The 14,015-nt window shown below is 50.2% G+C and carries 11 protein-coding genes; 8 read left to right on the top strand and 3 right to left on the bottom strand.

The genetic code is table 11. The annotated features are described in order from the left end of the window. Positions 1-4 precede the first annotated feature (4 nt). The 4 genes from EDM56_RS04200 (at position 5) to EDM56_RS04185 (ending at position 5,028) form a co-directional block, all read left to right on the top strand. Positions 5-1,099 (top strand): GerAB/ArcD/ProY family transporter, encoded by a 1,095-nt coding sequence (locus tag EDM56_RS04200; protein WP_122916625.1) that lies wholly within the window; start codon positions 5-7, stop codon positions 1,097-1,099. Continuing rightward, the gene (locus EDM56_RS04195) at positions 1,096-2,538 is read left to right on the top strand and encodes a spore germination protein (protein ID WP_122916624.1); all 1,443 of its coding nucleotides are present in this window, start codon (positions 1,096-1,098) and stop codon (positions 2,536-2,538) included. Before EDM56_RS04200 ends, EDM56_RS04195 begins: the two co-directional genes overlap by 4 nt. Beyond that, on the top strand, positions 2,535-3,725 hold the full coding sequence (locus EDM56_RS04190) for a Ger(x)C family spore germination protein (protein ID WP_122916623.1): 1,191 nt from the start codon (positions 2,535-2,537) through the stop codon (positions 3,723-3,725). The genes EDM56_RS04195 and EDM56_RS04190 overlap by 4 nt, the downstream gene beginning before the upstream one ends. 190 nt (positions 3,726-3,915) lie before the next feature. After that, complete coding sequence (locus EDM56_RS04185) at positions 3,916-5,028, top strand: aminopeptidase (RefSeq protein WP_122916622.1); 1,113 nt, start codon at positions 3,916-3,918, stop codon at positions 5,026-5,028. Between the two features lie 55 nt (positions 5,029-5,083). Here the strand turns inward: EDM56_RS04185 and EDM56_RS04180 are convergent, their stop codons facing one another. Then, positions 5,084-5,590: an isoprenylcysteine carboxyl methyltransferase family protein gene (locus tag EDM56_RS04180; protein ID WP_122916621.1), complete on the bottom strand. Its 507-nt coding sequence runs from the start codon at positions 5,588-5,590 to the stop codon at positions 5,084-5,086. A 1-nt stretch (position 5,591) separates the two neighbouring features. Beyond that, positions 5,592-6,665, bottom strand: coding sequence for a type III polyketide synthase (locus tag EDM56_RS04175; protein WP_122916620.1), 1,074 nt, complete (start codon positions 6,663-6,665; stop codon positions 5,592-5,594). Between the two features lie 140 nt (positions 6,666-6,805). On the opposite strand from EDM56_RS04175, the gene EDM56_RS04170 reads away from it, so the two are divergent. After that, positions 6,806-7,063 carry a DUF2573 family protein gene (locus tag EDM56_RS04170; protein WP_122916619.1) on the top strand — a complete coding sequence of 86 codons (258 nt, stop codon included), beginning with the start codon at positions 6,806-6,808 and terminating at the stop codon, positions 7,061-7,063. 53 nt (positions 7,064-7,116) lie between these two features. On the opposite strand, the gene EDM56_RS04165 is transcribed toward EDM56_RS04170, so the two are convergent. Then, entirely contained in the window at positions 7,117-8,463 is a 1,347-nt protein-coding gene (locus EDM56_RS04165; RefSeq protein ID WP_122916618.1) for an APC family permease, read from the bottom strand. 359 nt (positions 8,464-8,822) lie between these two features. Between EDM56_RS04165 and EDM56_RS04160 the strand changes: the two genes are divergently transcribed. From EDM56_RS04160 to EDM56_RS04150, 3 genes are read left to right on the top strand one after another with little or no spacing between them, the layout of a single operon-like run. Then, complete coding sequence (locus EDM56_RS04160) at positions 8,823-9,206, top strand: response regulator (RefSeq protein WP_122916617.1); 384 nt, start codon at positions 8,823-8,825, stop codon at positions 9,204-9,206. Positions 9,207-9,221: 15 nt separating this feature from the next. Next, positions 9,222-12,275, top strand: a complete 3,054-nt coding sequence (locus EDM56_RS04155) for an ATP-binding response regulator (RefSeq protein ID WP_122916616.1) — start codon at positions 9,222-9,224, stop codon at positions 12,273-12,275. Further along, on the top strand, positions 12,262-13,977 hold the full coding sequence (locus tag EDM56_RS04150) for a diguanylate cyclase (RefSeq protein WP_122916615.1): 1,716 nt from the start codon (positions 12,262-12,264) through the stop codon (positions 13,975-13,977). The genes EDM56_RS04155 and EDM56_RS04150 overlap by 14 nt, the downstream gene beginning before the upstream one ends. Positions 13,978-14,015: the final 38 nt, after the last annotated feature.

Here is a 14,015-nt window from a genome sequence, read left to right as displayed (position 1 = left end):
CACTATGCCGGGCACCATGATTACTTTTTTCCAAATGTGCATGATCATGATGATGAGCATCGGGCTGATGAACCATGTCATCGTGATTCCGCTGATTTTATCATCGTCAGGGCGGGATGCGTGGATTGCTGTGCTAGGTTCGGGCGCCGTCTTTGTTGTCTATACAATACTCGTGGTCATGATTGTTCGGTTGAGCAAGCAGCAGCAGCTGACCTTATGGTTGGAAAACATCTATGGGCGCTTCATCGCGCGTTTTATCAGTTGGGTAGTCTCGCTGTATTTGTTTGTGCTCGCAATGGTCACGCAGCATGACACCTTGAACTGGGTACACCTGTCATTTGCCCAGAGCACGCCGCTGATCGTGCACGTCCTTTTGTTTACAACGATCTGTTTTGTGAATGCGTATCAGGGGATCCGTTCCATCGCAATAACAGCGGGCATGCTACTGCCGATTGTTGTCTTGCTCGGTTTTTTTGTCATGACGGCCAATTTCCACCATAAAGACTACACGTATCTGAAGCCGTTTTTGTTTCATGGGTGGGAGCCAGTCTGGCACGGAATGATTTTCACAGGTGCCGGTTTTTCCGAGCTGCTGATCCTGGTCTTTCTTCAGCACCATCTCAAGAAAAAAGTCGCTGTGTTTCCTGCGGTCGTGCTCGCGGTGATTTTGGTCGGCTTGACACTTGGACCGACGATGGGGGCTATCAGCGAATTCGGTCCCAATTTGGCTGCCAATTTGCGTTATCCGGCTTACGAGCAGTGGCGTCTGGTCAATATCGGTTTGTACATTGAGCACGTCGATTTTCTCAGCATTTACCAATGGCTGACCGGCGCATTTATTCGGGTTTCGCTGTTCTTTCACCTGATTATGGAATTGACGGGGCTTCTCCGCAGACCTGTGCGGTGGATTCCGCTCAGCTTTCTTTTTTTGCTGATTGTCGGAGTAAGCTTATACCCGATGACCGATGAGACGTTTTTGTTTGTTCTCACGAATTATCTCATGCCGGCATTTCTGATCTTCTCCTTGGTAGCTAGTGTCATTTTGTTATTCACCGGTATCCTCGCCAAAGCGCGTGAAAGGAGGCGGGCCACAGCATGAACTTGGTCGGACCACAATTTTTGCTAGACATCGTGGCAGACTGCGAGGATGTGCGAGCGGATTCCTTCTTGCTGCAGGAGGAGCCGCCAATGCGAGTCTACCTCTATTATTGTGAAGGCATGTGCAACATTAAATTGGTGAATGAGACCATCATGCGCGAGCTGTTCTACTTTTACCGAAACCATGTGGTGACAGAGGAGACGAATGTCGTTGAACAGGTGCCTTTTCAGTTGGTCCGTCTCAATGAGGAGGACGAAACCGGTATCGCCAGGCGATTGTTCAGCGGTGAGCTGATTTTATATTTTGAAGTGCCGCGCGGGACTTTTTGTGTCGATCTTGCGGAACCTCCTCATCGTGCCCCTGAAGAGCCATCAACAGAGGTGTCGATCCGCGGGCCAAAGGATGGATTCACCGAAGAGCTGATGATGAATGTCGCACTGGTGCGTAAGCGGTTGAAAACGAACAGGCTCGCGGTGGAGCAGTACATCATGGGGGAAAACACCCAGACATTGGTCGCCTTGCTCTATATGCGCGGAATCATCGAGCCAAGCATATTGGCGGAAATCCGCACGAGGCTTGAACGGGTTCGTTCAACAGGCCTTTTCAGCGCCTCGCAATTGGAGGAGAGGCTGCTTGATTCCCCGTTTAACTTTTTTCCGCTTTACCAGTATACGGGACGTCCAGACCTCGCTGCCAACTGCCTGGAGCATGGTCGGTTCCTGATTATTGTTGACGGAGTTCCTTCTGTGATGATTGCCCCTGTCAACATGACGTTTTTGCTCAATTCAGCGGAAGATGCCAATACGCCGACGATTTTTGTGGCGTTCACCCGACTGTTTCGACTGATAGGGATGAATCTGGCGATCTTTTTGCCCGGTTTTTGGATTGCTCTCCTTACGTACCACCAAGATCAGATTCCACTGACATTGCTCGCGACGCTGGTTATTTCCAGGCAAGGGGTTCCGATTCCCTCCGCATTGGAAGGAGTGATCATGCTTCTTTTATTCGAATTGCTCAAGGAAGCAGGGTTGCGTTTGCCTTCTGCGATTGGACAGACACTATCAGTTGTAGGAGGGCTGATCATCGGGCAGGCGGCGATCAGCGCCGGTATGACAGCTCCTGGCATTTTAGTGATCATGGCGATTTCAATCGTGGCTACCTTTACGCTCGGCAACCAAAACTTGCTCAATGTCGTCAGCCTGCTACGCCTGTTCGTACTACTGGTGTCCGCGATCCTCGGGATGTTCGGCTTTTTGTTCTCGATCCTTGTCATCACTCTGTATTTGGCCAATTTGCGGTCATTTGGCATGCCTTATTTGTCACCGCTTTCGCCGCCAATCCTTAGCGATTTGTACAAAGTGCTGTTCCGCATTCCATGGCTTAAATCGGACAGACCTCCGAAAATGATGTCACGCGGACGGGGAGGAGAGAACAAATGAGCAGGCTGTGCAAATATGTAAGAACTGCGGCATCGATCGTGCTTGTTGCAAGCTTGCTCAGTGGCTGCTGGGGCATGCGCGAGGTGGAGCATCTTTTGTACGTGAACTCGATCGGGATCGATTACAAAGACAACAAGTATATCGTGTATTTTCAAATCCTCGGCTTCAAAAACATTGCCAAAGTCGAGGCGAGCGGCGGCTCCAATACGAAACAGCCGACGGTCGTGGGTAAGGGGGAAGGCAACACGCTTGATCAGGCGGTATTCAATTTGTACCGGACCTCGCAGCAGCGTCTCGAATTCAGCCATATTCGTACGATATTGTTTCACAAACGCGCGCTGGACGCGAATATCGTCAAGGATATGCTGGAGCAGATCAACCGCTACTATGAGTTTCGTTACACGGTTTGGGTGCAGGCGACAGACAGGCCGATCGAGGATGTTTTTTCGACCTATCCGCTTTTGCAAACCTCTGTCCTCTACTCCCAGCTGAATGATCCGCACGATATTTACACGCAAAGCTCGATTATTGAACCGATGTTTCTTTACACGTTCATCGCGGACTGGACAGAACCAGCTCGCACGGTACTGGTTCCGTATCTGTCGATCAACGAAACCCAATGGCGGGAGGGGGAAAAGCAGGTGCCCAAGCTTTTTCAGGGTGGCGTCTGTTTCCTTTATCAGGAACAATTGAAAGGCTGCCTGACGAGGACAGAAGTGCTTGGTCTGCGCTGGCTGGACAAACATACGGTTCGTACGCCGCTCGTCATCGGGGAGAATGACAAAAATTATGGACTTGTGGTGATGGACACCGTCAAGCCGAAGATTAAAGTTCGTCTACAAGGCGAACAGCCTGTATTTTCCATCGAAGTCGAGGTGAGTGGGGTCATTTCCGAGCTGCTACACAATGTCGCACCAGCCCAAATGAATCGGATCGCCGAAAAAAATATCGAGCGGCAGATCAAGGATACGTTCGCGGCAGGGGTAAAAATGAAGGCAGACGTATATAATTTGGAGAGCTGGATGTATAGAACGGAGCCATCGATGTGGAAGAAAGTAGACAAGAGTGGAGGAATGCGTCTCACGAAAGAAACGCTCGGACAAATCAAAGTGAAGGCGACAACGAAAAGCGGGGGTCTCGCCAAATTTCATATACTGGGGACGCAAGAAGAACGAAAAAACCGTTGAAGGTGGATACAATGACTTGCCGGGAAGAGTGAAGACGTGCATACTAGTGAGGGCCTGCAAAATTTTCCACGTGGAGTTACCTGAAGGAATCAATTGGAAAAGTTGTCAGTATGTTAAAATAATTTTTATTGACAAAATTACGTTGTTTAAAGGAAAATAAAAGAGAGAGAATCGGAGAGGAAGATGTTGCATGAGAGACGCGCGTTTAGATAAATTGGCAGATGTATTGGTGAATTATTCCACTAGAGTGCAACCGGGTGAAAACGTTTTAATCAATGCAATCGGCAATGTATCCGAACTGGTAAAGGCTTTGATCCGCAAAGTGTACGAAGCAGGCGGCAATCCGTTCGTGCAAATGATCGATCCCCAAATCAACCGCGAGCTTTTGCTGGGAATTAACGAAACACAGCTTGGCTTGATGAGTGAGTCAGAAGTCGCATTCATGAAAAAGATGGATTGCTTCATCGGTGTGCGCAGCGGTGACAACATCAATGAGCTTTCCGATGTGTCCGATGAAAATCTTTCCATGTACTCCCGTTTGCTGCAACGCCCTGTGATGGATATTCGCGTACCGGAAACCAAATGGGTCGTACTGCGTTATCCGAATCCGTCTATGGCGCAATTGGCGAGCATGAGCACAGCGGCATTTGAAGATTTTTATTTCGATGTGTGCACAATGGATTACAGCAAAATGTCCGCAGCGATGGACTCGTTGGTCGAGCTGATGAACAAGACGGATAAAGTGAGACTCGTGGGACCAGGTACCGATCTGTCTTTCTCCATCAAAGATATCCCTGCAGTCAAATGCGCGGGCGATGCAAACATTCCGGATGGGGAAGTATATACGGCGCCGGTAAAAGATTCGGTTAATGGTGTCATTTCCTTCAACGCGCCTACGCCATACCAAGGCTTTACGTACGAAAACGTCAAACTGACATTCAAGGACGGCAAAATCATCGAAGCGACCGCAAATGATACCGTCCGCTTGAACAAGGTGCTGGATACGGATGAAGGAGCTCGCTATGTCGGCGAATTCGCAATCGGGGTCAACCCGTTCATCAAAAATCCGATGAAAGACATTTTGTTCGACGAAAAAATCGACGGCAGCTTCCACTTTACGCCGGGCCAATGCTATGATGAGGCCTACAATGGCAATAAATCCTCCATCCACTGGGACATGGTCATGATCCAGCGCCCAGAATGGGGAGGCGGCGAAATTTGGTTTGACGATCGTTTGATCCGCAAAGACGGCCGCTTTGTCGTACCAGAGCTGGAGTGCCTCAATCCGGAAAACCTCAAGTAAATGCGAAAGATCCCCTTTCTGATCGGAAAGGGGATTTGTTTTTTTACACGATACCTTAGCGGTAGACGTGCTCCTCCTCCACAGGAAGTCTGTAGCGCACCAAAAAAGCAAGGTGTAACAGTGGAAAGGTGATTGCGGTCGCGTAGGCTGAAAAGACGAGCGGAAGGAGCAAGAGCTCGAATCCAACGATCCAGTAGTTGGGGTGGCGCAGAATGCGGTAGGGGCCTTTTCGCACGGGCCGTGCCCCTGGCAAGATCAAGATGCGCGTATTCCAGAACATGCCCAAGCTTTTGATGCACCAGTAACGGCCAAGCTGCGCCACGAGAAACAGCAGGAAGCAGAACCATTGCCAGGAGCTGATGCCGTGGTGTCGCAGAGAGGCTTCTGTCAGTAGACAGACAAAAAACATGACATGCAAACAGATGACGTACTTGTAATGCTCGCTTCCGACCTCTACTCCCCCAAGCGCCTTCAGCAGACGGGCATTGCGACGAGCAAGCCGCAGCTCTGCGAGGCGCTGTGCAATGATTGCAAAGAAGACGGTAAAGAAAAAAAGCGACATGTCAGGTCCCCCCTTGTTCGAGCAAAATCAATTCCGAGCTAAAACCAGGCCCCAATGCGCCAAGCAAGCCGATCTCCCGTTTGCGCCAAGGCGTCTGCAAGCTTTTTTCCAATACAAACAAAACGGTCGGCGAGGACATGTTCCCGTATTCCGCCAGAATTTCTTCCGCATGCTGGGTTTGCTCATGTCCGATCTCGAGCGCCTGTTGATAGGCGTTGATGACTTTTGGTCCGCCGGGGTGCAAAATAAAGTGGTTGATTTGCGCGCGTGTCAACTGCTGTTCGGAGAGGAAGTCGTCCACATTGCTCCGCATCCGCTTTTTAACAAGCGTCGGTATGTCTTGCGAGAAGATGACCTTCAGTCCGGCATCGGTCACATCCCAGCCCATGACGTCGAGCGAGTCGTACCAGGTGCACGTTTTTCGCGAGAGGAAGCGCGGCGTGTCCTGCAGACCGTGTTTCGCGGCAAACGCATCGCCCGCCACAAGTACCGCTCCCGCTCCATCGCCAAATAGCGAGGTTGCGATAAGGTTGCTTTTCGAGACGTCCTGTTTGATAAACGTAAGGCCGCACAGCTCGACACAAACCAGGACGGCCACGGCGTCCGGGTACGCCCGTACGTAATCAAAGGCACGCGACAAGCCAGTTGCACCACCAGCGCAGCCGAGTCCCCAAATCGGGATGCGCGTTACATCCTGCCTGAGTCCCAACCGATTGACAAGGCGGGCATCAATACTGGGGGTGGAAAGCCCTGTGCTCGTATTGAAAATCAGGCAATCGATATCGTGGACCGACAATGAAGCGCGGGAAAGGCAGCGGTTGATCGCATCCATGCCAAGAGAGCAGGCAACATCGATAAACAGTTTGTTTTTTTCAGCAAACGGGTGGTCCTCGGTCAGCCATTCGAGCGGGGCCGCAAAATGGCGCTTGCGAATGTTGCTGTGTGCAAAAACCGAGAGTAGACGGTCAATATCGGGAAAGGCATCTGCAAATAAGCTGCGCGATACCGCCATAGACGCTTCCATCGAGACTTCATGGATGGGAACGGCTGTACCAACGCTGATAATATGAGGCATAGGCGACACTCCTCATCGTACGTACTGGTTTCTAACTTTTCCCAAATGAGCCGCTTCCATTCACCGGAGTGTGGCGTAAGCACCGAAAGCGCGGATATAGTATGATAGGAAAGAGAAGATGAGGAAAAGGATGGGAGAACATGAACGAATCCAAACAATTGCTAGTACCTGAAGTTGATGAGCTGCTGCATAAATTTACGGAGCTCCTTACCGGCGAGGCGACGGAAGAACGAGTGGAAATGGTAAAAATTTGGGCACTTTACACCCATATGCAAAAGGCGATGCCGCCATTGGTCCAGCATTGGGGGAGTGAGCCTGCACACCAGGAAGCGAAAGCAAAAATTCGCGAGATCGTCGAACAGATCAAACAGTGGAATCAGGAAAAAAACAATAAGTAAGAAAAGAGCCCCTCTCCCAGAAAACAGCTTCTGGCGAAAGGGGCTTTCGATTCTTACACGGCTTCCTCGAAGTCGATCGTCGGTGGTTTTGCCTTAAAACCTTTGGTCGTGATGACGAGGTACAAGATGCCAATCGCCGCCCAGACAAGACCGAGCGTGATTGAGTGCAGGTCGAGATTGTACCACAGGTAGCCTACAAAGCTGGCACCGATCAATGGAGAGATAAGGTAGCGAAACATAGCCTTCGCTCCACGCATTTTTTTGCGGATGATGAAATGGGCAATCACGCTCAAATTGACGAAGGTAAATGCGGTCAGTGCGCCAAAGTTGATGAAGGAAATCGCCTGTTCAAGCTCCAACACAAGCGCGCTCAAGCAAAAGATCCCGATGACGATAATATTAATGACAGGAGTGCGGAAGCGAGGCGAGACATAACCGAACAGCTTGTTCGGCAGCACATGCTCACGACCCATGGCATATAGAAGGCGAGAGGCACTCGTATGGGAAGCGAGGCCAGAAGCAACCGTTCCAACCAAAGCGCCCGCGAGGAAGAGTGCTTTGAAGAATGCTCCGCCCAGTGCAGCGGCAATCTCCGGCGATGGAGCTTCCGGATCGTTGAAGATCGAAACATCAGGGAAAGCAGCGGTACCAAAATAAGAAGCGGTAATGAAGATGAGGCCACCGATCAAAGCAGTCAAGAAAATGCCGCGCGGTATCGTTTTCTTTGGTTCAATGGCTTCCTCGGTATAGGTTGAAACCGCATCAAACCCGAGGAATGAAAAACAGAGGATGGATGCGCCTGTCATCAACGTGGCAAACGACATCGTTGGCGATACGAATGGGGCAGCGGAAACAATTTGGCCGGTGCCGAGACCGCCGGAAATCGCACGATAAGCGAGAATAACAAAAATACCGGTCACGCATACTTGGAAAAGAACGAGCAGTGAATTGAAATTGGCGGTTGTGTTCGCGCCCAAAATATTGATGATGGTCAAGATCAGCGTCGCACCGACAATCCACATCCAGCCTGGCACGTCAGGAAAGGCAGCGGAACCGTAAATTTTTGTCAAGAGCACATTGATCATGGGGAGGAACAAGTAATCGAGCATGGCAAGCCATCCGACAAGAAAACCGACATGCGGATTGATTGTTTTGCGGGTATACGTGTACGCAGAACCAGCTACAGGAAACTCTTTGACCATTTTGCCGTAGCTGGAAGCGGTGAAGAGCATGGCCACCAATGCGAGCAAATACGCTGTCGGGACATGACCGCCTGTCTCCGTGGAGACGATTCCAAATGTGTCGAAGACAGTCATCGGGGTCATATAACCGAGACCGAGGATCACAACGTGGGATAGTTTGAGCGAGCGCTTCAGTGAAGTCGTTTCTTTTTCTTTCATAAATCGATCCCCTTTCGATAAAAAACATTCGACCAAATAATTAGCAAAAATTGTGCCAATTCATACATTTGCAAAAGTATCATGTAAGCGCTTTACTATCGAGTAGTTTTTCGACTCTATCGGTTCGGGTGGATGAGAAAAAATCATGCATTGGTGCATCGTTATGCAAATTTGCATGAAAGGAGTTAAGAGAAATCCGCGAAATCGTGACAAAACTCGTAGTTTTATGACACGTATCGCGCTATAATAATGAGATAAAGAACATGGAAACGCACTGGAGTGTCGATGCAGCGCGTTTCTTGTTTATGTATAGAAAATGAGAAATAGCGAATTGAAAGAAAATGGATGGGGAGAACGGAATGAAAACAGCTACTATTTTGATTGCAGACGATGAGGTGGCACTGCGCTTTTTGCTTTCAGAGACACTTGTAGATGAAGGCTATGAGGTGCAGGAAGCATCCGATGGACAAGAAGCGCTTGATCAGTTGAAATCGAAGCCATTCGATCTGATCATCCTTGATTATATGATGCCTGAATTAACCGGCGTTGAAGTGTGTGAATGGCTGCGCGGAATGGAAAATCCGAACCAGCACACACCTGTCATTCTACTGACCGCGAAAGCGCAGGAAAAAGACCGGGAGCGGGCGAGAGATGTGGGCGTGAGCCGCTACATGATCAAGCCGTTTAGCCCGTTGCAGCTTCTCGATGTGATTGCTGAATTGCTGGAGCCTGGCGAGAGCTAGAGAGAGGAGCCTCCCATGACGTTTTTTTGGAAAAAACAGCCCAGCATCGCCAATCGCATGTCTGGATTCATCTTTGGCTCGATTTTGATTTTGGCTGTGTTCGTGATTTTGGCCAATCAGCTGATCAATCAAAAGTTTACCAGCATCGATCAGAAGATGGAGCAAAAAATGCAGGAAAAAACGGACATGCAGAATGTAAGCGAGCAGTTCCAGCAAACCGTGATTGCATTCCGAGCGTATGTCGTTCTCGATAACCGTGACAAACTGGCGGATTATCAAAAAGAACAGGCGACGATGGACGAGATGTTCAAAGAAATGAACGCTACCTTGGCAAGCGATCCTTCGAAGAAAGAAAAGGCTGCGCTTTCCGCCAAGCTGCTTACGCAGTGGCAGCAGTATACTGTCCTGATGCAGGACAGTGCAAAAGCCAAGCAAGTAAACACACAGACAGCTGCCGGCGAAAAAGCGATAACCGAAAAACGCACCGCCATCTACAACCAAATGATCAAAGACCTCAACACGTTGACGGGGATTTACAGCAAAGAAGTCGACGATGTTTTGGCAGAGAAAAAAACGTTTGACCGGGGAATTATACTTATTCCGATCATTATGCTGATCGGGTCTGCCGCCACCGGCTGGCTGCTCATCGGCTATATGCGGAAATGGGTGCTAGCCCCTGTTTTAAAAATAGAAGAGACAGTACGCCGGATTGCCGGCGGAGAATACCTATTTTTGGATGAACTGAAACGTGAAGACGAGCTTGGTCGTCTACAGCAGGGAATCAATACGATGACCACTGCGCTCACCCAACGACGAGATGATCTGGAGCAGACGTACAAAGAATTGCTCTATCAGCGCGATATGCTTGAAGCGCAAAATGAAGAGATCATCGCACAGCAGGATGAGCAGCATGAAACGTTGGAAAAGCTAACGGAGCGCGAAAATGAGCTCGAAACGCTCTCCTCCTACCTAGGAAAACTTAGCGGCTACACAGATTTGCCCGTGTTTTTGGAAAACGCATTGCCCGCTTTACTCGATGCCACCCGTCAAGACGCAGCGATCGTCGTCAGACACGATCCTGACGCTGGCGGCTACCATATCATTTATTCCATCGGTTATCCCCAGAACCAATATCCGCGTTTGGAGCGGGAGCTTTATGGACCCGCATCCCGCGTATTCGCAGAAAAACGCCCCATTTCCACCAGGCGAACGCTCTCACTCGGCGAACAAGGGCTGCACAGCGGCTACATGTCTGCAGTCGATCAATATTTTCCCCTGCTGAATGATAAACAGGAGGCGATGGGCTTTCTCTTGCTAACTACCTACGGGACTGACATACGAGACGAAAAGCAACAGCGGGTCGCGCATGGCCTCATCAAGCAGTTTTCCCTGGCCTTTTACGCACAGCTGATCAACGAAGAACGGAAAAAGCAGGCGATTGCCTTGTCCAATCTTCATGCGGAGGTTCTGCAAGAAAAGCACGCCATTTCAGTCCAACGCAACTTGATCACAAGCATTTTAGAGTCGACTCGTGAAGGTATCCTACTGTGTAATCAGCGAGGAGAAGTGGCGTTTGCGAGCCAGCAGATGAGGATGAATTTTGGCAGAGAAGATATGGTAGGCAAGCAGCTGCTCGAACTGTGCAGGCAGCTTGATATCATGCTTTCGCGTGAATCTGGGACACTTTGCGAGGTGATCGGAACGCTTTTGAGTGAGGAGACCGACTTCGTCAACGAGCGTTTCATGCTGCGCAAAGAATCTGAAGCTCCGCGCCATTTCGAACTGTACGCTAGACCCGTTACTCTAGAGCAAGCGGGCATGGATAAGGGGTTTCTGTTCGTCATCCGCGATAGGACGGAAGAGGAAAAAATCGATGAGCTGAAAAACGAGTTCGTCAGCATCGTTTCCCACGAATTACGGACGCCGCTCGCGACGATTTTAGGTTTTATGGAAATCTTGCTAAATCGTGACGTGCACGCGGATAAACAGAAAAAATACATGCAAACCATCTTTAAGGAAGCGAACCGACTCTCCACGTTGATCAATGATTTCCTCGATTTGCAGCGCATGGAGTCGGGACGACAAGTATATCATTTTGCACCCGTAGATTTGCGGTTGGTCGTAGAGGAGGTAGCCGAGCAGTGGAACGGCAAGCAAAGCCACGCGATCCATCTCGAGCTGCCAGATGGACCTGCTTATGTGTATGCAGACCACGATCGGCTTACACAGGTGCTGCATAATCTTGTGAGCAATGCGCTGAAATACTCGCCAGCAGCGGAGTGCATCGACATCCGGCTTCGCAGGGGAGAAGGACAGCTTTTGCTTGAAATTCAGGATTACGGCTTGGGCATTCCTGCGGATTCCATCGACAAGCTGTTCACGAAGTTTTTCCGCGTCGACAATTCCGACCGACGCCAAATCGGCGGTACCGGGCTTGGGCTCGCGATCGTGAAAGAAATTTTAGACGTGCATAAAGGAAAAATTACGTTTCGCCCGGGGCCCGAAAAAGGCAGCATCTTCACGATTGAGCTCAAAGAGTATATACCGCGCAGCATCGGCGGGAAGATTTTAATCCTGGAGGACGATGATTCGCTCGCCAGGCTGATGTACGAAACGATCGAAAAGCTCGAGCTACCGATCATTTTGATGAAATCCGCGGAAGAAGCATCGATGGCGCTTGAAAGTGAACAGGGGCAGCCGCTCCTGTGCATCGTAGACATCCAGTTGGAAGGGGCCCAATCTGGCTGGGACTTTATCGCCAAATTAAACCGGCATCCCGACTACCATCCGACACCTGTCATTGTAACAACGGTGTTGGAGCCCCCTGTCGGCTACCATGAAACAGAAAAAGCCAAATACGTGAAAAAACCGTTTGCGGTCGAGTGGCTGCTGCAGGTCGTCATGCATCTGCTCAAGCAAAATCAGCCCAAACCGCATCTGGTTTTTCCGTTCCAAGACGAGACCGCTATCACCATGTCGCTGATGGAGCAAGGCATACATGTGGCTGATCTAAAAGTGAAGGAAGATATCATTGAAGTGGATGTGAAAAAGGTAGATGAGCCGGATTAATCAAGCGCAGAAAAAAAACAAGGAAACGCTGCTGATGGAAGGGAAGCGGTTGTTCGTCAGCGAGTTGAAAAAACAATTGCAGGAATTGGAGCGATTGGCGCGGACGTTCGAGCAGACCGAGGATATGGAAAGCGCGCTGGGTATTTACCGGATCGTTCACACATTAAAAGGAAGCGCGCCAATGTTCGGGTACGAACGGATCGGCTTAGCGGCGGAAGCGCTCGTGCATGTGTGGGAATGGACTCAACGTGACTCAGAGGAAGAACGGCAATTCATCCGCAAGCAAGCGGACCAATTCATCAAAAAAAGCAGCCAGCTGATTTTGGGCCTGTCGATGGAATATGACATCAGTCGAAAGGAAATGGAGCTGGATGAAACCCGGCCGAAGGCGTCAGCTTCAAAGGAATTCAATCACGGGCGTATTCTTTTGATCGATGACGATGATGTGCTGCGCTCCTATTTGATGCGCAGACTGTCGCTCGATCATTACGAGATCGCAGAGGCAGACGGGGTGGAGAGCGCCAAAGTGCTTCTATGGCAGCAGGAATACGACCTGATCATTCTCGATCTCTTGATGCATCCGGACTCCGGCTACGAGCTGTTTGAGTTTTTGAAGGAGTCGCCTACGTTGAAGTGGCTTCCGCTAATCGTGTTGTCGGGTAAAGAGGAGCTGGAGGACAAAATTCGTTGTTTCCGCCTGGGTGCAGACGATTATGTGACAAAGCCGTTTCATTACGAGGAGCTGGAGGCACGGATCAACAATTTGCTGATGAGAACGCGGCACTACGAGCAGATGGCGTTTCTTGATCCGCTTACAGGCGTGTACAATCGGCGCTATTTTGACAACCAGCTGACCATGGAGATGGAGCGGGTGCGACGCAATGAGGGTGTATTGTCTCTTGCTTTCATCGATGTGGACCATTTTAAGCGGGTGAATGACACGTACGGCCACCATGTGGGCGACCTTGTTTTACAGGGACTGACTCACACGCTGAACGGTCGGATTCGTTCCACTGATTTGCTTGCGCGCTTTGGCGGGGAGGAGTTTGTTATTTTGTTCCCCGACACGACGGGAGAGGATGCGCAGGCGATTCTCGAAGAGCTACTTGGCATGATCAGGCAGGCACCGGTGGCGACGCTTGAAGGAGAAAGCTATTCCATCACGTTTTCGGCCGGAGCTGCGCAATGGCAGCCGGAATGGAGCGCTGACGAATGGATCAGGCATGCAGATGAGGCAATGTACCGGGCGAAAGAGCAAGGGCGGAATCAAGTGGTGTTGAGCGACGGCACACAGCCGCTTTCAACCGTAGATGTGGAGGACCATCAGGGGGGGCGGCGAAAATGCGTGCTGCTGGCTGACGATGATGCAATCATCCGCTCCATGGTTGCATCGCGTTTGCGACATTTGCCTCTTGATATAATTGAAGCTTCCGATGGCGAATCGGCTTTGGACGTACTGCGCAACAATGTCGTTGACTTGTGCGTACTAGACGGCATCATGCCTAAAATGGACGGCTATCATTTGCTCGAACAGATGAAGCAGATGCCCCATCTGCAAAAAGTGAAGGTGCTGATGCTGTCCGGACGCAAGCATGAAGACGATGTGATTCGTGGGTTAATGCTGGGAGCAGATGACTATATGTCCAAGCCTTTCTCGCTTGTTGAGCTGGAAATACGTGCCAAAAGACTCTTGGAAATATAGGTAGAACCGCCTCGGGAATCTGCTGGAAATGAGAATCG

It is taken from the genome of Brevibacillus fluminis, assembly GCF_003710825.1.
Classification (GTDB): domain Bacteria; phylum Bacillota; class Bacilli; order Brevibacillales; family Brevibacillaceae; genus Brevibacillus_D; species Brevibacillus_D fluminis.
Note: the sequence above shows the minus strand (reverse complement) of the source record. Positions and strands in the feature narration are given on the sequence as shown.

Bases quoted from the DNA above. Each gene is read 5' to 3' on its own strand.
- EDM56_RS04200 (WP_122916625.1), top strand. From the start codon at position 5: ATGCCGGGCACCATGATTACTTTTTTCCAAATGTGCATGATCATGATG.
- EDM56_RS04195 (WP_122916624.1), top strand. From the start codon at position 1,096: ATGAACTTGGTCGGACCACAATTTTTGCTAGACATCGTGGCAGACTGC.
- EDM56_RS04190 (WP_122916623.1), top strand. From the start codon at position 2,535: ATGAGCAGGCTGTGCAAATATGTAAGAACTGCGGCATCGATCGTGCTT.
- EDM56_RS04185 (WP_122916622.1), top strand. From the start codon at position 3,916: ATGAGAGACGCGCGTTTAGATAAATTGGCAGATGTATTGGTGAATTAT.
- EDM56_RS04180 (WP_122916621.1), bottom strand. From the start codon at position 5,590: ATGTCGCTTTTTTTCTTTACCGTCTTCTTTGCAATCATTGCACAGCGC.
- EDM56_RS04175 (WP_122916620.1), bottom strand. From the start codon at position 6,665: ATGCCTCATATTATCAGCGTTGGTACAGCCGTTCCCATCCATGAAGTC.
- EDM56_RS04170 (WP_122916619.1), top strand. From the start codon at position 6,806: ATGAACGAATCCAAACAATTGCTAGTACCTGAAGTTGATGAGCTGCTG.
- EDM56_RS04165 (WP_122916618.1), bottom strand. From the start codon at position 8,463: ATGAAAGAAAAAGAAACGACTTCACTGAAGCGCTCGCTCAAACTATCC.
- EDM56_RS04160 (WP_122916617.1), top strand. From the start codon at position 8,823: ATGAAAACAGCTACTATTTTGATTGCAGACGATGAGGTGGCACTGCGC.
- EDM56_RS04155 (WP_122916616.1), top strand. From the start codon at position 9,222: ATGACGTTTTTTTGGAAAAAACAGCCCAGCATCGCCAATCGCATGTCT.
- EDM56_RS04150 (WP_122916615.1), top strand. From the start codon at position 12,262: ATGAGCCGGATTAATCAAGCGCAGAAAAAAAACAAGGAAACGCTGCTG.